Genomic DNA, 17147 nt, shown 5'->3' with positions numbered 1-17147 from the left:
CCGCTATTGGCCGGTTAGCGACCACTTCTCTGGCTAGCCATGCTTGTCCTCCCACATGTGGAGGACTTGCCATGAACATCACTGCTACCTGCACCCGCCGGCCCTGGAACAAAGGAAAGTTGGTCGGACAGAAAACCCCGCTCCGGCTGAGAGATATCTGGGCCATCCGAGTAAGGCTTCAGCTTGCAGAACGAACCCGGGATCTGGCTTTGTTCGATCTGGCCATCGACAGCAAGCTTCGAGCCTGCGACTTAACCAAGCTCCGTGTATGCGACGTTGCTCATGGCGAGCATGTGTCATCACGAGCAATGGTTATGCAGCAGAAAACGAAGCGACCAGTGCAGTTCGAAATTACTGAGCAAACACGGTCTGCTCTCGCGGCCTGGATACACCAAGCCCAGCTCCGTAGCCAGGACTGCCTTTTCCCGAGCAGGCTGCACACCTCAGACCATCTATCCACTCGTCAATACGCTCGTATCGTCAAAGGCTGGGTGCAAGCCATTGGCCTTGATCCGGCCATGTATGGCACTCACACAATGAGACGTACAAAGGCATCACTGATCTATCGCAGGACAAAGAACTTGCGGGCCGTTCAACTTCTGCTTGGCCATACGAAGCTGGAGAGCACCGTTCGATATCTTGGGATTGAGGTCGACGACGCCTTGGAAATGGCAGAGCAGACCGAGGTTTGACCATGTATAGCGACGGTCGAAGTCAGGCCGTCGCTAACGGCCAAATGCTGCCCCACCGTACGAAGCGGATCTGCCCGAGATGAAGCTGCCATACTGTGCCTACTGCGTGAGGGCGAATCTATGACTACTACATCTGAGAGCTGGCGAGTTGTATGCCAAGACCCTGGGGATGGCAGCGGAGACGTCATCGTTGAGCTTCCATCCGAGCTACTTGAGCAGCTCGGATGGGGGCTGGGTGATGAACTGTCAGTTGAGGCGGGAGAGGAAAACATCTGCCTGAAACTCAAGCAACGAGCTGATGGCGCCTCGTCATAGCAATCCAAACATTGTCTGATTGCGGTTGACTGCGTCGCTTCAAGAGCTGCTACTAACGGCCACAAGCGGACTGTCAACGCAATGTGAGGAAACTAGCGGCTGCCTGCTTCTCAGATCCCCTTCCCTAGCATCTTGCCGTTTACGATTTCCCCGTAAAGGTTCACGCCGTCATTGGCGTGGTACTTATCTCGGGTTTTCTCGACTGAGCCATCAATCAAGCGTGGGTCTTGCGGTCGCTCGTGACTGTTCATGAAGGCCGCCACGTTCCAGGCGTCTTCATCTGGCAGGGTGCCGCCTTTGCCCAGTGGCATGTTTTCCTTGATGAACGCCGCAGCCGTGTTGATTCGATGCATGCCTGCACCCCAGTTGAACGAGTCCGCGCCCCAGAGTGGCGGGAATACATAAAGGTCACCAGACTTCTGCCCTTCCCCGTTCGGCCCATGACAGACGGCGCACTGTGCGTCGTAGACCTGTTCTCCCTTCGCCAGGTCGTATCCGCCTTCGGGTTGTGGCACTTCCGGATAGGCCCGACCTGACAGCTCTTGACCTGTGGGTGCTCCGGTTGCAAGCCAGTAGGAATAGGCTGAAAGCGCGGCGATAACGGGGCCGTCAGCCTCGGGTGCCTTGCCGTTCATACTGAATTGGAAACAGCCCTGAAGGCGCTCGGCATAGCTGTTCACCTTGTCGTTTTTCTTCCGGTACGCCGGATACATGGTGTAGGCAGCCCAGAGCGGTGCAGAGTTGGCTTTCCGGCCTTGTTCGAGGTGGCAGTTCGCACAGGCCAGGCCGTTGCCGACATAGTCGGGCGCATGCGTCTTGGTATCGACGAATATGGCGCGCCCCTGCTGTACCAACTGCCCGTAGGTGTTGTCAGGCAGTTCGCTTTCCTTTGGCGGTTGGAAGTACTTGCTGCTGGCGGGATCACCTGCTCCGGTCAGGATCTGCGACTGATCTTCCATCGCGATGTCGTCCGCGAGCACCGGGAAGCCCAATGACATCAACAGCAGCGCGGTTGTATGGGTCTTCATTTGGCTGCTCCTTTGTCAGTCAGGCCTGCGAAGTACGTCGAGACCGCCGTTACCTCGTCCTCGGTCAAGCTACGTGCGATTTGGCCCATCAGGTCGTTGGGGTCGTTCTTGCGGGTGCCCTGACGCCACGCGGTCAACTGAGACGACAGATACTGTGCCGACTGCCCGGCCAGCGGTGGGAAGGCGTCGCCTACTCCCGTTCCGCTGGGGCCGTGGCAGGCGACGCACTCGGGGATGTTGCGATCCCAGGCGCCGCTCAGCGCAAGGCTTTCGCCAGGCCCGTCGACCAACGCGGTGCGGTCGATTCGCTCGACCTGCGGTTGCGGCTTGTCAGCCAGCATCGTCGAGACGGCGTCGGCTTCCTCATGGCTCAAGGCCGCGGCAATGGGCTGCATGATTGGATTCGCCCGCGCACCGGACGCGAAATCAGCCAGTTGCTTGCGCATGTAATTCGCCGACAAGCCGGCCAGGCGGGGGAATCCTGCAGCAGCCATGCCTTCACCCTCGGCGCCGTGGCAGGTAGCGCACGCCATCGCGGCGGGGTTGGTCCCGCCTTTGCTGTACACCGCAGCGGCATCCGCGGCGTGCGCGGACACGGAGATCGCAAGGAAGAGCCCGGCCAAGGGCCAGAGGGGGACGTTCATGTAGCCTCCAGATCGTTCTTGTTATAGGTGCCGGTGCTGACTGACCGTGTGGTGTTGCTAGCGTTTTGACAACGGCCCCATGATGCCATTCAACGCCTCGGGACGAGGCGCGCCCTGATGCTGCTGCAGACGCCCTTGCTCATCCAGGTAATAGATAGCCGGGGTCGCCGAGGCGCCCATTTCGCCCATCAGGATGAGGTTCGCCTCAAGCTGTTCATTCAACTCGGGCGCGATACGCTCGATGGGTTTGAGCGTGCTGGCCTTGCCCGCGGCCTCGTGCTCATTGAGAGCCGCTTCAGGGTCTTTCGCGGCCAACAGCGCAGCGGATTTGCCTGCGCTGTCCGGGCGCAACATGCCGACCATGACGTGACGGAGCTGAACGTCGCCTGCTTCGACCCAGGGCCGTGCCTGTTTCCAGAACATGTTGCAGAACGGGCAGTTCGGGTCGGAAAACATGTAGATCACCCGTGGCGCCTCAGCCGCGCCGTCAGCAATCCAGGTGCTGCTTTCGAGCCGCTGCCACATCTCGCTGCTCATCGGCTCATACACCAGCTTTTCCAGCGGTGCCTTGGTCAGGTCTTCGCCAGCGGCGTCCAGCAAACTGCCGATCACGACATGATCACCGTCCGGTGTCAGATACAGCGCAATGCCTTGTCCGTTGTAACGCGCCGCGTAGCCCTTTAATCCGCCCGGCGCGTCGAAACTGCCGACCACTTTGGCTCCGCGCGCTTCAATGGCCTGAACCGCGGGAGGCAGCGCTTCGGCCAGCGCCCAGGGCGTCGGCAGTAAGGCGAGCGTTGAGATAAAAAACGAAAGTGAACGTACCGGTTTCATGGCTGGGTTTTAACCTCTAGTTGCTCAAGGGCGCGCGCCAGGCTGGCACGGGACAGCTCGCCGAGGTGGCTGCCAACCTGGCGTCCCTCGGCGTCATAAAAAAGCGTGGTGGGCAGCGACGCAGACCCTACGTGCTGGCCCAGACGACCGCCGGTATCGAGCAGGACGTTTTCCAGGCCGAGCCCTTCGCCGTCGAGGAAGTCGGCAATCAATCGCTCGCCCTCGCCCTGGTTGACGAACAGAAAGGTCACGTCGGTGTTGTCTTGTTGCGCCTGCGCAAGGACTGGCATTTCTCGTCTGCAAGGAGGGCACCAGGTGGCCCACAGGTTGACTACTAGGGGCTTGCCAACGTAATCCTGCAAGGCGACGGGTTTACCCTGGTTGTCCCGCAGGCCCATCTCAGGCAGTCGCGTGCCCTGCTCGAACGCGTGCAACGCAAAGGTCCCGAACCCCCAGCTGAGCACACCCACCAGCACCGCTGCGCCCAGCGGTCGGCGCAGCCCGCTGTCGCGCCAGGCCAGCAAGGAACCCAACAGAACGGCCACCACCAAGCCCGGCCAGGCAATGAAACCGCCGTCACGTATGTCGATCACGCGCCAGGGCTCATCTCGGAAATGCTCGACGTACACCAGCACGAAGGCCAGCCGCGCGACCAGTAGCGCCACCAGCAGCAGCCTGAAGAGCTGTTGTTCCGGATTCCGCTCGCTGCGCCGCCCAACCCACCAGCCGGTCAGCATCGCTATAAACAGGCTCACCAGCATCAGCACATGTGGGACGGCAAGTGCCAGTGGCCCCAGGTTGATCGTCAGCATCAGCCACGCTCCATAGTCTGGTTCCATCTGTTCAGAAATTGATTCGCATCGACCTCGCCAGTGATGCGCTGGGTACGTCGCTCTTCCCCGTCCGGGCCGATGAAGAGCAGCGTCGGCGGCCCCATGACCTGATAGCGGTTCAGCAGCTCACGACTGGCGGGATCGGTCTGCGTCACGTCCGGCCGCAGAATCCGCACGCCAGTTAGCGCCGCCTGCACCTGCGCGTCGCCGAACACCTCCTTTTCCATGACCTTGCAGGACACGCACCAGTCGGCGTAGTAGTCCACCAGCACCCACTGGCCCGCGGCCCTGGCGGCAGCCAGCTCACGATCAAGGTCGGCCGGCTCGCTGAAGCCGACAAATCCGTGTGCAGGCTCTGCACCTTGCGAGGACGCAACGCTGCCCGTGAATACACCGAGCGGCCGCAAGACGTCCTGTGCGCCGCCAGCCGCTCCGAGCAGCAGCGCTACGCCCCAGACGCCGGCCAGCGACGCCACCGCGCGGCTGAGCGCCTGATGCCGCACCAGTTCCCGCGACAGGTGCAGCAGCCCGCTGGCACCCACAACCAGCAGCGCGCCCCACAGCCCTACCCAGAGCGGGTCGGACAACAGCGGACGAAGCACGTAGAGGGCGGCGACCAGAAATAGGAAACCGAAGGAAACCTTGACGCGATCCATCCACGGCCCAGGCTTGGGCAGGAAGCGATTGCCCACCGTCACCAGCAGCACCAGTGGCGTACCGATCCCCAGGCCCAGCGCGAACAGCACCAGGCCACCGTTCACGGCGTCGCCGCTTTGGGCGATGTACAGCAGCGCCGCGGCCAGCGGTGCAGTCATGCAGGGGCCCACCAGCAGCCCGGACAACACGCCCAACGCGCTGGCCCCGGCGAGGCTGCCGCCCCGGCGCTTGCGGCCGGCCTGCTCCAGCCGATCACGCAGGCCCGCCGGCAGTTGCAGTTCGAAGAAGCCGAACATAGGTAAGGACAGCAGCACGAACAGGCCAGCGAAACTTGCGATCAGCCACGGCTGCATCAGCCATCCCTGCAGATTCGCACCCAGTAGCGCCGCCACCACTCCGAGGGCGGCGTAAACCAGCGCCATGCTGAATACGTAGGCCCCAGCCAGCGCCATGCCGCGGCGAGGCCCGGCCTGGCTACCCACGACGATGCCGGCCAGGATGGGCAGCATCGGCAGCGAACAGGGTGCAAAGGCAAGCAGCAGGCCGAGTCCGAAGAAGATCAGCAGGCTCCAGCCCAGCGACTGCTGCTGTAGCCCGCTGGCCAGGGCCTGGTCGTCGGCCTGAACCGGCATGGACGGAGGGGTGCTGCTGCCGCCCAGCTCTACCGTGCGGCTTTGCGGCGGATAGCACAGGCCGGCATCGGCGCAGCCTTGCCAGCCGAGTTCAAGCGACGCGAGATCCGCATCGGGGAGCTGCACTTCCAGGCTGTCGCGATAGATTCGCGAATCACCAAAATACTCGTCATGGTACGGCTCGCCAGGCGGCAACTGGGGCTCGTTCCCCGGTGGCAGCCCTGCGAATCGCAGGCGCTCCTTGTAGAGGTAATAGCCGGGCGCAATATCCCAGCGCAGCACGGCGCCGCCAGCGTCAGGCTGCTCGACGTGCAGCGTGAACGCTTCATCCACGGGCAGAAAGTCCTGCTGCTTCTGACCGAAGGTGAACGGCGAAGCGTTCGCCAGCTGCACAGACCATAGGCAGCAGGCCAGAAAGATAAAAAGCGCTCGCATGCACAACACCCGATTACCAGATTCGACGGCGAGCTTGCCGACTCGGGATTAAGAGGCGATTAACGAGGCCTGGACACAACCTGTAAGGCCGAGCGACGTTGAGGCGCGAGCAACTCGGCGTACCATCTGCTAACGCGCCGTTAATCCAGGCGGACGATACTGACTGCTGCCTATCAAGCGATTCCCACATGCACGTACTGCTGACAGAAGACAACGCACTGATCGCCAGTGGCATCGTCGCCGGGCTAGAAGCCCAGGGCTTCAGCGTGGCCCATGCCGCTACGGCCGGGCAGGCCGACTCGCTGCTGCGCACAGCCAGCTTCGACCTGATGGTTCTCGATCTGGGTCTGCCTGACGAAGACGGCCTGCGCTTTCTGCAGCGCCTGCGCCGCCGCGGCCTCGAGCTGCCTGTGCTGATCCTGACCGCCCGGGATGCGGTAACCGAGCGGGTCTCCGGGCTTCAGGCGGGCGCTGACGACTACCTCGTCAAACCCTTCGACCTGCGTGAGCTCGCTGCCCGCCTGCATGCCCTACTGCGCCGCGCTGCCGGGCGGGCAACGCAGATGATCGAACACGGCCCGCTAAGCTACGATCCCGCCGCCTGTGCGGCCTTCATGGCAGGCGAACCCGTGGACCTGTCGCGCCGTGAACAGGCGCTGCTCCAGGCGCTACTGCAGAACCCCGGCCGCGTGCTATCGGCCGAGCAGCTCAAGGACGCCGTGTACGGACTGGGCGATGACGTCGAAAGCAACGCCCTGAATGTCCATATCCACCATCTTCGCCGCAAGCTGGGTAACGGCATCGTCGAAACCGTCAGAGGGATCGGTTATCGCCTGGGCCCGGCCGGCCATGCGTCGGCGTCCACCGAGGCACCCGACCCATGAGCTTGCGCCTGCGCCTGACCCTTACCCTCGGCTCGGCCTTCGTGCTGCTCTGGGCGCTGGCCGCGACCTGGATGCTCTTCGATGTTCGCAATCAGTTGATGCAGTCCCTCGATCAGCGCCTTGCTGCGTCGGCGCGGATGGTTGCGGGTCTGTTGGTGCAACTGCCGCAACCGCAACTGGGCGAAGGCGGTATCACCCGGCTGAGTGCGGAACAGCTTGGCATCGAAAACGGCCTGGCCTGCCAGATCAGCTCCTTGCGGGGTGAAATCCTGGCGCGCAGCCATGCGGCGCCAGACAGCACGCTCGACGCTCAGCGCACCGGCTTTCACGACCAGATGATTGGCGATACCGCCTGGCGTAGTTTCACCTTCATCCAGAACGGCATGCGCATCACCACGGCCGATCGCCTTGACGAGCGCACCGCACTCCAGCGCTCGGTGCTCCTGGCCGCGGCACTGCCGGTGTTCGTCGCGTTGCTGGGCAGCCTGATCGTGTTGTGGATCGGAATCGGCAACGGCCTTGCGCCACTCAGACGCATCCGCACGGCCCTGGCGCAGCGCAGCGCCGACTCGGTAGAGCCGTTGCACATCGAGCGACTGCCGCGAGAGCTGACGCCCCTGGTCGAAACCCAGAACCAGCTGTTCGCGCGGATCGCGCACATGCTCGAACGCGAACGTCGGCTCACCGATGACGCCGCCCATGAACTGCGCAGCCCGCTGACCGCCATCAAGACCCACCTGCAGGTCGCGGCCATGACCGAGGGCGATACCGCGAAACGGGCATTGGCCCAGGCCGAGGTCGGCACGGATCGCCTGCACCGGATCCTCGAACAGCTGCTCATGCTGGCGCGGGTCGAAGGTCGCGTGTCCTTCAATGACGGCCTCAGCTGCACGGCCCTCGACGTCGCGCAGCTGGCGATCGCTGACGCCAGTCAGCAGCCCGGGCCGCACATCGAGCTGTGCGGGGCGCAAGATGTCTGCCCTCACCCACTGGCGATGCCGCCCACCCTGGCGGTCGCGGCGTTGCGCAACCTGCTCGACAATGCCCGCCGCCATACCCGGCACGGCACAGCCATCCGCTTGACGCTCTCACAGCTGGATGAACGCCGGGTTCGCTTCAGCGTGCAGGATCACGGCCCGGCCATCCCGCCGGAAATGCTCGAGCGTCTGACGGAGCGCTTCTGGCGCAGCGGCGAAGGTGAAGGCAGTGGTCTGGGCCTGTCCATCGTCAAGGCGATCGCCGAGCGCTGTGCCTGCGATCTGCGTTTCGAGCCGCAGGCGGACGGCCTCATCGTCGAGTTGGTGGTCAGCCTGCAGGCTCCCGCTCCCTGAAGACGGCACCTCGATAACCTGAACGTCCAGCCACGCACACCGTCCGAATAGTTGACTGAGCAATCCGTTAACCATCGTCGGAGGTGGCAATGCTTGTTTTCGAACCTGTTTATACAGACGGCCTGGCGCAGATTTCCTATCTGGTCGGCGACAGCAAGGCCGCGGTAGCCGCGGTCATCGACCCACGCCGCGACATCGATATCTACCTGCAAATGGCCAAGGCGCGAGGCCTGCGAATCGCCTACGCCATCGAAACACATATCCATGCCGACTTCGTGTCCGGCGCCCAGGCGCTGGCGAAGCGCACCGGGGCACAGATCATCGGCGGTCGCGCGGATAACTACGAGTTCGAGCTTCGCCAGGTCAGCGGTGGCGAGACGATAGAGCTCGGGCAGGCCACGCTGCAGGTCATGCACACGCCCGGGCATACGCCTGAACATATCTCCCTGCAGCTGTTCGACGCCCAGCAGGGCGACCAGCCGATCGCGCTGTTTACCGGCGATACCCTGTTCAACCTGGACGTCGGGCGCCCCGACCTGCTGGGCGAAGGCGGCGAACGAAAGCTGGCCGGCGCGCTGTACCACACACTTTTCGATCACTACCTGCCCCTTGGCGACAGGATTGAAATCTACCCCTGCCACGGCGCCGGCTCGGCCTGCGGCAAGTCTATCGGCGACCGTCGCCACTCCACGCTCGGCAGCGAGCGTCTCTTCAACCCCGCGTTGCGCGAGCAGCGGAGCGAGGACGCGTTCATCGATTGGCTACTGGCGGACATGCCGGAACCACCCCGTCACTACGCGCGCCTGAAAAAACTGAACTTGCGCCCAGCGGTGCAGATAGAAGGCCCTGCCCTGCCGCCGCCCCTCGCCCCGTCCGACTTCGAGGCACTGGCCGCGCACGACATGCAGGTTGTGGACGTCCGCTCGATCCTCGCGTTTGGCGGCGGGCACGTGGCCGGGGCGGTCAACATCGCCCTGCGCAACGAGTTCGTGAACTGGGCGGGCCGGATGCTCGACGACGCTCGCCCGATCCTGCTGGTGGGCGAATCGGCCGACGATGTCCACCAGGCTGTCACCCAGCTCTACCGGATAGGCCTGGACGATATTCGCGGCTATCTGCGCAACGGCATGACGGACTGGCAGAACGCGGCGCTACCGCTGAACAGGCTTCAGGAATGGACGGTTCATGAACTGAATGCACGTCGTGAAGCGCCCGATGTACAGGTGCTGGATGTACGCAGCCCCCAAGAGGTTGCGGCGGGTCGGGTGCCTGGCGCCAGGCACATCTTCGTCGCGCACCTCGCCGACCGGCTCAACGAGCTGGATCCGGACAAGACCACCGTCACCTACTGCGGATCCGGCTATCGCGCCTCCATCGCTGCCAGCATCCTCAAGAAAGCCGGCTTTCGTGATGTGGCCAATGTCCCCGGTTCCTGGATGGCCTGGAAGGCGGCAAACCTGCCGGTCCAGGAAGGCTAAGGTCTTATCCGGTCGCGCGGCGCAGGTGTCTGGCTTGCCACCTGCGGGTGCGCGATCAGAAGGCGACTTGAAGCAGCAAGGCCGACGCGGCAACAGCCGCGACCAATCCGAAGCCCCGCTGCAGCAGGCGCCCGTCCAGGCGAGAGGAAACCGTGCGGCCGGCGAACATCCCGAGCACGGCACCGGCCGAGAATGGCAGCGCCACTGCCCACTGGATGCCACCCGTCAGCGCGGCGGACAACACGCCGCTGACCGACACCAGGCCGATGACCGCCAACGACGTGGCGGCAATCGAACGCATCGGCAGATCACTGAAGCGACTGAGCGCCGGCACCAGCACGAACCCGCCGCCGACCCCCAGCAAGCCGGAGAGGAAACCGGCCAAGGTGCCGGAGGCGGCGACGGTCGCTGCACAGCGTGAGGTCCAGTGAAAGCGGCCCGTCTGCGGGTTCAGCCGACAGGGCACGGCTCTCGGGGTCGTGTCATCGCTCGGCGGGCGCCTGAATGCCCTGAAGGCGACCCAGAACATCACCAGCGCAAACACCACGGCAAGCACATCGTGCGCTACCCGCGCGGCCACCCAGAGGCCGACGGGCGCGAGCAACACGCCACAGCAGGCCATCAGGGCCGCCGCCTTGTACCGGACAATGCCGTCCCTCAGACCAATCACTGCCCCGACCCAGGCCGCGAATCCGACCGCCATCAACCCGATTGGCGCGGCCTGATGCAGCTCGAGCCCGACCACGAAGATCAGCAACGGCACGGTGAGGATGCCGCCGCCGGCACCGGTCAGCGCCAGGACGAGGCCGACCAATAGCCCAAGCCCGATCTCAACCATTCACTGCGGCTTCCCTGAAAAGCGTGTCTGCATCTCGTAGAGCGCCATACCCGCCAACATGGCAAGGACAAAGATCAGCGGTTCGCTCCGACCACTCAAAAGCGTCGCGACCGCCGGACCCGGACAGTAGCCAGCCAGCCCCCATCCTGCTCCGAATGCCAGGCTGCCCAGTACAAGAGGTCGATCGATCCGGGTGGCGGTGGGCATCCGCATGACATCTCCCAGCACCGCCCGGGACCGTTTGGAGGCGAAATAGAACCCGACACTGCCGACCGCAATCGCACCGCCCATAACGAACGCGAGCGAGGGGTCCCACGGCCCGGCCAGATCGAGAAAGGCGATCACCTTGGACGGATCGGCCATCCCTGACAGGATCAGGCCGAGGCCGAAAACCAGCCCCGCTATAAAGGCGCTCAGTAATTTCATGGCAACTCCTCAGCCCAGCAGGTGGCGGATGACGAATACGGTTAGAAAGCCGCTGGCCATGAAGACGGCCGTCGCGACCAGCGAGCGCGGCGACCGTCGCGACAACCCGCAGACGCCATGCCCGCTCGTACAACCGGAGCCATACCGCGTGCCGATCCCGACCAACACACCAGCCGCGATCAGCGTCAGGGTGCTCGCCTCTACGTCGATGTCTGGTTGCTCGAACGCGGCCTGAAACAGCACCGGCGCGATCACCAGCCCGGCAATGAATGCAACACGCCAGAGCACATCGCCTTTGGCCGGCCGCAGCAACCCGCCGATCACGCCGCTGATGCCCGCGATTCTCCCGCTCAACAGAATAAACAAGGTCGCAGCAAGACCGATCAGCGCGCCCCCGGCGAGCGAGGACCACGGTGTGAAATGTACCCAGTCAATCGTCATGTCGAGGGTTCCTCGCGTTCGGGATGCTGACAGTAAAGCCGGTAGAGCACCTGCATGACCTCCATCGCTTGAGGGCTGGCGATGCTGTAATGCACTTGCTTGCCCTCGCGTCGGGTGCTGACCAAGCCGTTGTGGCGCAGCACCGTGAGCTGCTGCGACAAGGTCGGCTGCACAATGCCCGTCGCATTGGCGAGGTCACCCACGCAGTGCTCACCCTGGGTCAGCTGGCAGAGCAATAGCAGGCGGTCAGGGTTGCCGAGCACTTTCAGCAAGCCGCAGGCGTCCGCAGCACTGCGACGAAGCGTTTCGATATCGAGATCTGCCATGTGGGCCATTTTGTTCAGGTGGGTCAGGTGGATTTGACAATACGATTTATCAATATATATTTCAATAGATCGTATAGACGCTACAGCGGACGCCCGGTCGGAACTCGACGTCCCGCACTCGTCCTAAAAATATGCGGCATCGCTGTGACTTTTCACCTCGCTCGCGCTGTCTGGCTTGCTACTTGGCCTGACAGCAAACCGAAAGTGGTTTCTGCTGCCTGGCGTCTTGCTGCCGTTTCTTCTGCAACACGGCTTGCAGGGCTGGTGCCCGCCGCTGGCGATCTTGCGCCGGCTGGGTATCCGCACGCGGGGCGAGATCGATTAGGAAAAGTATGCACTGCTCAGTGCGCTGGAACAGGCACCGCTGAACACTCACCACTAGCCGAGACCATCATGATATTTCGCCAGCTATTCGAGCCCGTGTCGTCCACTTATACCTACGTACTCGGGTGCGAGGACACCGGCCAGGCCGTGCTCATCGACCCGGTCATTTCCGCAACGGACCGCGACCTGGCCGAGCTGGCCAGGCTGGACCTGCAGCTGGCGTTCACCTTGGATACCCACATACATGCCGACCACATCACCGCCGCGCTGGAGCTGAAGAAGCAGACCGGCTGCCGTATCGCGGGGCCGGCTATCGACAAGTTGCCCTGCACGGATGTGGGCATCGAAGAAGGTGTCCCTTTCATCGTCGGCAGCCTGCAGTTCACACCCTTGCATACCCCCGGGCACACAGACGGGCACTTTGCCTATCTCCTCGCTGATCGCCTGTTCAGCGGTGATGCATTGCTCATCGACGGCTGCGGTAGGACTGACTTTCAGAACGGCAGCGCCGACGACCTGTTTCACAGCGTTAGAAACAAGCTGTTCACGCTGCCAGACGACACCCTGGTCTATCCCGGCCATGACTACAGCGGTCGGCGAGTCTCGACCATCGCACAGGAAAAGCAGCGCAACCCCCGACTCGGTGAAGCGATAACGTTGGAGCGCTTCCGCGAGATCATGGCGGAACTGAATTTGCCCTATCCCGCGTTCATCGATCATGCCGTGCCGGGGAATCGCCAGTGCGGCGTCTGCCCACCCGACCTGACGGATAATTTCCGTCGCTATTGCGAACAGGTTGAGCACAGTCCTCAGGGTTGAGCACGTCATGCCAGCCCCCGTGAGGCCCGGAGAGTCACGCTAAATGATTCACCGTTCGCAGCCTCCAGGTGACGTTACCAAGCATCCATTTCGCTACGTGAGGGATTGAATATGAAGACCCCTGATCGACCCCGTTTCCGCGTGAGCGCAAACCGGCAATCGGGAAGCCGCCGCGTTCGCTATGTCGAAACTAATCATCCAGATAGCCAGAACTGCACGATTTGCCAGCTGGATGAGGAAAACCCATCGTCTATCGAGGCGTCTTCCAGCGCGCAAAACTCCGACGAGCAAAAACCTGGTGCCAAACCGGAGCTATCCGGATAGATCGTTCAAACCACCAAACCCTCGGTATCTGATGGGCGGGGCTTGGCGCTCATATCCTGCGATATGAGTTTCGGTCTCGCCGATTCGCCCATCTACCACTTCGTCAGGACAAAAAAACGAGCTCCGCTAACGCGCCCTTATCCACTTTTTAGCTGAAACCTGCCCTTCGCGACAGGCCGCTTTTGGCCGGGAGTCGCCAGTAGCAGCGGGCTGGAGTCGGCCAGAAACAGACCTTCAAGCACTACCTTGAGTTATCAAGAGGTACGTTCCTGAAGCTGAAAGGCCCTCGGATGTGGACCTTTTCATTGCTGCTGATTACTTGCTGAGCGCCAGTAAACGCTCAACCCCTACAGGTTCCTCCGCCATGAGCGGAATGACTGCATAGCGCTGCGCATGCTCGGTCGCGACACGCTTGATGTCCTTCAGCTCATTGACTGCCCGCTTATGCAGAAGCGGGGATTCAGTCTTGGCGGCTGCCACACTGTTGTTGATCACCCATGCCCAAGGCTCAATGCCTGCACGACGCAGATCCGCCTGCAAGCCAGCGGCCTCCAGCACGGGAGTGGTTTCAGCCAGGGTCACTAGCAGCACCTTGGTCTGCCTGGGATCCTGAAGCTGCATCATCGGCGTGGTAAAACGCATGTTGCTGCCCGACATCTGCCGGGTGATGTCGCGGTGATAAGCGCCCGTGGCATCCAGCAGCAGCAAGGTGTGGCCGGTTGGGGCTGTGTCCATCACCACGAACTTCTTTCCGCCTTCACGGATGATTCGCGAGAATGCCTGGAACACCGCGATCTCCTCGGTGCAGGGTGAGCGCAGATCCTCGGCAAGCAGTGCCCGAGCCTCATCATCAAGATCTGCCCCCTTGGTTGCCATGACGTGATCCCGATAACGCTGGGTCTCCACCTGCGGGTCGATTCGGCTCAGCGTCAGGTGCTCAAGTGTTCCTTCCAGTGTCTCTGCAAGGTGGGCGGCAGGATCAGAGGTGGTCAGGTGCACAGGCAGTCCACGCCTGGCCAATTCAACCGCAACCGCTGCGGCCAGTGTGGTTTTCCCGACCCCGCCTTTACCCATCACCATGATCAGGCCATGACCATCGGCGGCGATCTCGTCGACCAGGGACTTGAGTCGTGGCGCGTTCAGTTCAACCGGCGCACTGGCAGATGTCTGCGTGCCCTCATCTGAGCCCTCAACCAGAAGCTGTCGCAGGGTATCCAGCCCCACCAGGTTGAAGGCTTTCAACGGCAACAGATCGAGCGGCAGTGCTCGTAGCGCGGGAGGCATGGCGGCGACTGCTGCCTGTTCGCGCTTGTAGACCGCGGCAGCCAATTCATCCTTCTGTGCTTCGCTCTCTGGCAAAACCCCGTTAATCACCAGGTACTGCTCTTGCAATCCAATGGCTGCCAGCTCCTCACGGGTGCGTGCCGCCTCGCGCAGCGTGGCAGCCTGCGCTCTGGCGACCAGAACCAGACGGGTTTTGGAAGGATCAGACAGTGCCTCTACAGCCTCGTGATACTGGTCTCTCTGTTTATCTAGGCCAGCGAGCGGGCCAAGGCAGGAGGCATTACCTTGGCCGGCTTCCAGGAAGCCGCTCCAGGCACCCGGCAGTTGCAGTAGCCGAATCGTGTGGCCGGTCGGCGCCGTGTCAAAAATGATGTGATCGAAACGGGCTTTCAGCTCATCGCTGACCAGTAGCGAGGTGAACTCATCAAAGGCAGCAATCTCGGTCGTGCAGGCCCCCGACAACTGCTCTTCCATGCCTTTGACTACGTCCTCAGGCATGACGCCTTTAGCAGGCCCGACAATGCGATCCCGATAAGCCTGGGCGGCACCCTGTGGATCGATCTCCAGGGCCGACAGGTTTTCCACGGCGGGCACGGCAGTAATGTGATTGCCGATCCGCAGGCCGAATACCTGACCCACATTGGAGGCCGGATCGGTACTCACCAGCAGCACTCGCTTGCCCTTACGGGACAGCTCCAGGGCCGTCGCGCAGGCAATGGACGTCTTTCCGACCCCGCCCTTGCCGGTGAAAAACAGGAAGCGCGGTGCATTGTCGATAAAGCGCATGCTGACCCCTTAACGGTGGTTGAGGCTGGTCTCGTACCAATTGCGGGTGTTGTTGACCATACGTACCAGCCAGAGCATCACCGGCACTTCGATCAGCACACCGACCACTGTTGCCAGAGCGGCACCCGAGTTGAAGCCATACAAGACAATCGCCACGGCCACAGCCAGCTCGAAGAAGTTCGAGGCGCCGATCATGGTGGCCGGGCCTGCCACGTCATGGCGCACTTTCAGTGCATGGCAAAGCCAGTAACCCAGAGCTGCGATGAACAGAGTTTGCACCAGCAGAGGAATGGCGATGATGCCGATGACCAGGGGCTGCTCGACAATCGACTCTCCCTGGAAGGAGAACAGCAGCACTAGGGTCGCCAGCAAAGCCAGAATGGAGAACGGCGAGATCCTGGCCAGTGCTTTCTGAAAGTTCGCCTCACCACGTCTCATCAAACGAGCTCGCAAAAACTGAGCAATGGCCAGCGGGATGACGATGTACATCACCACGGAAAGCAGCAAGGTGTCCCAGGGCACCGGGATCGAAGAGACGCCGAGCAGCAAGGCGACGATGGGCGCAAAGGCAAACACCATGACCAGATCGTTGAGGGCGACCTGGGTCAGGGTGAAGTTGGCATTACCCTTACACAAATTGCTCCAGACGAACACCATCGCTGTACAGGGTGCCGCACCGAGCAGAATCAGCCCGGCCATGTAGCTATCCAGCTCCTCAGCAGGCAGCCAGGGTGCAAACACCTGCTTGATGAAGAACCAGCCAATCAGCGCCATGGAAAAGGGCTTGACCGCCCAGTTGACGAACAGGGTGACGAACATGCCGTTCTTCTGTTGGCGCACTTCACTGATTGCGCTGAAGTCGATCTTCATCAGCATCGGGATGATCATCACCCAGATCAGCAGACCGACCGGGATATTGACCTTGGCGACTTCCAGGGCGCCTACGGCCTGGGCCGCTTGCGGAACAACCAGGCCAAGGATGGTGCCCGCCACGATGCACAGGAACACCCACAGGGTTAGGTAACGCTCAAAGACACCTAATGGAGCCCCGGATGCCTGTTTCAGGGCGACTTCACACGCGTTTGTCATCTTGGCTGCCTATCCTCGTTCGCCTGCGCTCACTGAGCTGAATATTCACTTTGCCATATATTCGGTAAAAGTAATATATTGGCTCTTATGCATCTTTGATAGGGATCGGCATGGGCCAGATAAAGCCAAATAAAGCCCCCGATGGCAGCCACCTCATATCGCCAATCGAGGTATTCAAATGCCTGTCCGATGAGACGCGGGCGCGCATTGTTTTTCTGGTGACTCACGAGCAGGAGCTGTGTGTCTGTGAGCTGACCTCGGCACTGGAAGCGGCACAGCCGAAGATCTCCCGGCACCTGGCCATGCTGCGCAGTTGCGGTCTGCTGGAGGATCGTCGCCAGGGGCAATGGGTTTACTACCGCTTGCACCCGCAGTTGCCGGAATGGGTGAGCGAGATCCTGAAAAAGACCCTGGACAGCAATGCCGAGTGGTTGCGTCAGGACATTCAGCGCCTCCGGCAAATGCGGGATCGCCTCGGGAGCAAGCCTGTCTGCGATTAAGCGCAGCGCTCAAGGCGAAAACGATGCACTCAAGGCCATACCGAAGAGCAGTGGCCAGCTGTAGCCCAATAGGTAATGACCCATGATCGACAACCTGCCCAATGTCGCCGGTGAGCTGTTTGATCGCTCCATCCCGGCAAGGCTGAATCTCGCCGAGGGCGAGCACAAGCCACGCATTCTGCTGCTCTATGGCTCCAATCGTGAGCGCTCCTACAGCCGGCTGCTGA

General features: G+C 62.0%; 18 protein-coding genes and 1 pseudogene. 8 read left to right on the top strand and 11 right to left on the bottom strand.

Features of this window, described 5'->3' with window-relative positions; genetic code table 11:
* Window positions 1-71 precede the first annotated feature (71 nt).
* Window positions 72-692 carry a tyrosine-type recombinase/integrase gene (locus H165_RS0117060; RefSeq protein ID WP_003152807.1) on the top strand — a complete coding sequence of 207 codons (621 nt, stop codon included), beginning with the start codon at window positions 72-74 and terminating at the stop codon, window positions 690-692.
* Window positions 693-812: 120 nt separating this feature from the next.
* Window positions 813-1007: an AbrB/MazE/SpoVT family DNA-binding domain-containing protein gene (locus H165_RS20040; RefSeq protein WP_017940154.1), complete on the top strand. Its 195-nt coding sequence runs from the start codon at window positions 813-815 to the stop codon at window positions 1005-1007.
* Window positions 1008-1117: 110 nt separating this feature from the next.
* On the opposite strand, the gene H165_RS0117055 is transcribed toward H165_RS20040, so the two are convergent.
* The 5 genes from H165_RS0117055 to dsbD are packed head-to-tail and all read right to left on the bottom strand — an operon-like array spanning window position 1118 to window position 6070.
* Window positions 1118-2035 carry a c-type cytochrome gene (locus H165_RS0117055; RefSeq protein WP_017940153.1) on the bottom strand — a complete coding sequence of 306 codons (918 nt, stop codon included), beginning with the start codon at window positions 2033-2035 and terminating at the stop codon, window positions 1118-1120.
* Complete coding sequence (locus tag H165_RS0117050; RefSeq protein ID WP_017940152.1) at window positions 2032-2679, bottom strand: c-type cytochrome; 648 nt, start codon at window positions 2677-2679, stop codon at window positions 2032-2034. The genes H165_RS0117055 and H165_RS0117050 overlap by 4 nt, the downstream gene beginning before the upstream one ends.
* 57 nt (window positions 2680-2736) lie before the next feature.
* Window positions 2737-3513 (bottom strand): thiol:disulfide interchange protein DsbG, encoded by a 777-nt coding sequence (gene dsbG / locus H165_RS0117045; RefSeq protein ID WP_017940151.1) that lies wholly within the window; start codon window positions 3511-3513, stop codon window positions 2737-2739.
* On the bottom strand, window positions 3510-4325 hold the full coding sequence (locus H165_RS0117040; RefSeq protein ID WP_017940150.1) for a TlpA family protein disulfide reductase: 816 nt from the start codon (window positions 4323-4325) through the stop codon (window positions 3510-3512). The genes dsbG and H165_RS0117040 overlap by 4 nt, the downstream gene beginning before the upstream one ends.
* Complete coding sequence (gene dsbD / locus H165_RS0117035) at window positions 4325-6070, bottom strand: protein-disulfide reductase DsbD (protein ID WP_026146701.1); 1746 nt, start codon at window positions 6068-6070, stop codon at window positions 4325-4327. Before dsbD ends, H165_RS0117040 begins: the two co-directional genes overlap by 1 nt.
* A 188-nt stretch (window positions 6071-6258) precedes the next feature.
* On the opposite strand from dsbD, the gene H165_RS0117030 reads away from it, so the two are divergent.
* From H165_RS0117030 to H165_RS0117020, 3 genes are all read left to right on the top strand, one after another.
* Window positions 6259-6954 (top strand): response regulator, encoded by a 696-nt coding sequence (locus H165_RS0117030; RefSeq protein ID WP_003289360.1) that lies wholly within the window; start codon window positions 6259-6261, stop codon window positions 6952-6954.
* Window positions 6951-8285 carry a sensor histidine kinase gene (locus H165_RS0117025; RefSeq protein ID WP_003289361.1) on the top strand — a complete coding sequence of 445 codons (1335 nt, stop codon included), beginning with the start codon at window positions 6951-6953 and terminating at the stop codon, window positions 8283-8285. The genes H165_RS0117030 and H165_RS0117025 overlap by 4 nt, the downstream gene beginning before the upstream one ends.
* A gap of 89 nt (window positions 8286-8374) precedes the next feature.
* Window positions 8375-9763 carry an MBL fold metallo-hydrolase gene (locus H165_RS0117020; protein WP_017940148.1) on the top strand — a complete coding sequence of 463 codons (1389 nt, stop codon included), beginning with the start codon at window positions 8375-8377 and terminating at the stop codon, window positions 9761-9763.
* 55 nt (window positions 9764-9818) lie between these two features.
* Here the strand turns inward: H165_RS0117020 and H165_RS0117015 are convergent, their stop codons facing one another.
* The 4 genes from H165_RS0117015 to H165_RS0117000 are packed head-to-tail and all read right to left on the bottom strand — an operon-like array spanning window position 9819 to window position 11803.
* Window positions 9819-10601 carry a sulfite exporter TauE/SafE family protein gene (locus H165_RS0117015; RefSeq protein ID WP_003289367.1) on the bottom strand — a complete coding sequence of 261 codons (783 nt, stop codon included), beginning with the start codon at window positions 10599-10601 and terminating at the stop codon, window positions 9819-9821.
* Window positions 10602-11027 carry a YeeE/YedE family protein gene (locus H165_RS0117010; protein WP_017940147.1) on the bottom strand — a complete coding sequence of 142 codons (426 nt, stop codon included), beginning with the start codon at window positions 11025-11027 and terminating at the stop codon, window positions 10602-10604.
* Between the two features lie 9 nt (window positions 11028-11036).
* Window positions 11037-11468, bottom strand: coding sequence for a YeeE/YedE family protein (locus tag H165_RS0117005; protein WP_017940146.1), 432 nt, complete (start codon window positions 11466-11468; stop codon window positions 11037-11039).
* Complete coding sequence (locus H165_RS0117000; RefSeq protein WP_017940145.1) at window positions 11465-11803, bottom strand: ArsR/SmtB family transcription factor; 339 nt, start codon at window positions 11801-11803, stop codon at window positions 11465-11467. The genes H165_RS0117005 and H165_RS0117000 overlap by 4 nt, the downstream gene beginning before the upstream one ends.
* Before the next feature lie 384 nt (window positions 11804-12187).
* Here H165_RS0117000 and H165_RS0116995 point away from each other — a divergent pair, with 384 nt between their 5' ends.
* Window positions 12188-12937: an MBL fold metallo-hydrolase gene (locus H165_RS0116995; protein WP_017940144.1), complete on the top strand. Its 750-nt coding sequence runs from the start codon at window positions 12188-12190 to the stop codon at window positions 12935-12937.
* Between the two features lie 639 nt (window positions 12938-13576).
* Here the strand turns inward: H165_RS0116995 and arsA are convergent.
* Both arsA and arsB read right to left on the bottom strand, forming a co-directional pair.
* Window positions 13577-15331 (bottom strand): arsenical pump-driving ATPase, encoded by a 1755-nt coding sequence (gene arsA / locus H165_RS0116990; RefSeq protein ID WP_017940143.1) that lies wholly within the window; start codon window positions 15329-15331, stop codon window positions 13577-13579.
* A 9-nt stretch (window positions 15332-15340) separates the two neighbouring features.
* Window positions 15341-16420 (bottom strand): ACR3 family arsenite efflux transporter, encoded by a 1080-nt coding sequence (gene arsB, locus H165_RS0116985; protein WP_026146700.1) that lies wholly within the window; start codon window positions 16418-16420, stop codon window positions 15341-15343.
* A 110-nt stretch (window positions 16421-16530) separates the two neighbouring features.
* Here arsB and H165_RS0116980 point away from each other — a divergent pair, with 110 nt between their 5' ends.
* Together H165_RS0116980 and H165_RS20035 are read left to right on the top strand one after the other, a co-directional pair.
* Window positions 16531-16920: a metalloregulator ArsR/SmtB family transcription factor gene (locus tag H165_RS0116980; protein WP_017940141.1), complete on the top strand. Its 390-nt coding sequence runs from the start codon at window positions 16531-16533 to the stop codon at window positions 16918-16920.
* An 82-nt stretch (window positions 16921-17002) separates the two neighbouring features.
* Window positions 17003-17147 (top strand): annotated as a pseudogene (locus H165_RS20035) (arsenical resistance protein ArsH); the annotation flags it as partial.

The sequence above is a fragment of the Pseudomonas thermotolerans DSM 14292 genome (assembly GCF_000364625.1).
In the GTDB taxonomy this organism is placed as follows: Bacteria; Pseudomonadota; Gammaproteobacteria; order Pseudomonadales; family Pseudomonadaceae; genus Aquipseudomonas; species Aquipseudomonas thermotolerans.
Note: the sequence above shows the minus strand (reverse complement) of the source record. Positions and strands in the feature narration are given on the sequence as shown.

Excerpts from the sequence above, each read along its gene's own strand:
- H165_RS0117060 (WP_003152807.1), top strand. The coding sequence starts at position 72 with ATGAACATCACTGCTACCTGCACCCGCCGGCCCTGGAACAAAGGAAAG.
- H165_RS20040 (WP_017940154.1), top strand. The coding sequence starts at position 813 with ATGACTACTACATCTGAGAGCTGGCGAGTTGTATGCCAAGACCCTGGG.
- H165_RS0117055 (WP_017940153.1), bottom strand. The coding sequence starts at position 2,035 with ATGAAGACCCATACAACCGCGCTGCTGTTGATGTCATTGGGCTTCCCG.
- H165_RS0117050 (WP_017940152.1), bottom strand. The coding sequence starts at position 2,679 with ATGAACGTCCCCCTCTGGCCCTTGGCCGGGCTCTTCCTTGCGATCTCC.
- dsbG (WP_017940151.1), bottom strand. The coding sequence starts at position 3,513 with ATGAAACCGGTACGTTCACTTTCGTTTTTTATCTCAACGCTCGCCTTA.
- H165_RS0117040 (WP_017940150.1), bottom strand. The coding sequence starts at position 4,325 with ATGCTGACGATCAACCTGGGGCCACTGGCACTTGCCGTCCCACATGTG.
- dsbD (WP_026146701.1), bottom strand. The coding sequence starts at position 6,070 with ATGCGAGCGCTTTTTATCTTTCTGGCCTGCTGCCTATGGTCTGTGCAG.
- H165_RS0117030 (WP_003289360.1), top strand. The coding sequence starts at position 6,259 with ATGCACGTACTGCTGACAGAAGACAACGCACTGATCGCCAGTGGCATC.
- H165_RS0117025 (WP_003289361.1), top strand. The coding sequence starts at position 6,951 with ATGAGCTTGCGCCTGCGCCTGACCCTTACCCTCGGCTCGGCCTTCGTG.
- H165_RS0117020 (WP_017940148.1), top strand. The coding sequence starts at position 8,375 with ATGCTTGTTTTCGAACCTGTTTATACAGACGGCCTGGCGCAGATTTCC.
- H165_RS0117015 (WP_003289367.1), bottom strand. The coding sequence starts at position 10,601 with ATGGTTGAGATCGGGCTTGGGCTATTGGTCGGCCTCGTCCTGGCGCTG.
- H165_RS0117010 (WP_017940147.1), bottom strand. The coding sequence starts at position 11,027 with ATGAAATTACTGAGCGCCTTTATAGCGGGGCTGGTTTTCGGCCTCGGC.
- H165_RS0117005 (WP_017940146.1), bottom strand. The coding sequence starts at position 11,468 with ATGACGATTGACTGGGTACATTTCACACCGTGGTCCTCGCTCGCCGGG.
- H165_RS0117000 (WP_017940145.1), bottom strand. The coding sequence starts at position 11,803 with ATGGCCCACATGGCAGATCTCGATATCGAAACGCTTCGTCGCAGTGCT.
- H165_RS0116995 (WP_017940144.1), top strand. The coding sequence starts at position 12,188 with ATGATATTTCGCCAGCTATTCGAGCCCGTGTCGTCCACTTATACCTAC.
- arsA (WP_017940143.1), bottom strand. The coding sequence starts at position 15,331 with ATGCGCTTTATCGACAATGCACCGCGCTTCCTGTTTTTCACCGGCAAG.
- arsB (WP_026146700.1), bottom strand. The coding sequence starts at position 16,420 with ATGACAAACGCGTGTGAAGTCGCCCTGAAACAGGCATCCGGGGCTCCA.
- H165_RS0116980 (WP_017940141.1), top strand. The coding sequence starts at position 16,531 with ATGGGCCAGATAAAGCCAAATAAAGCCCCCGATGGCAGCCACCTCATA.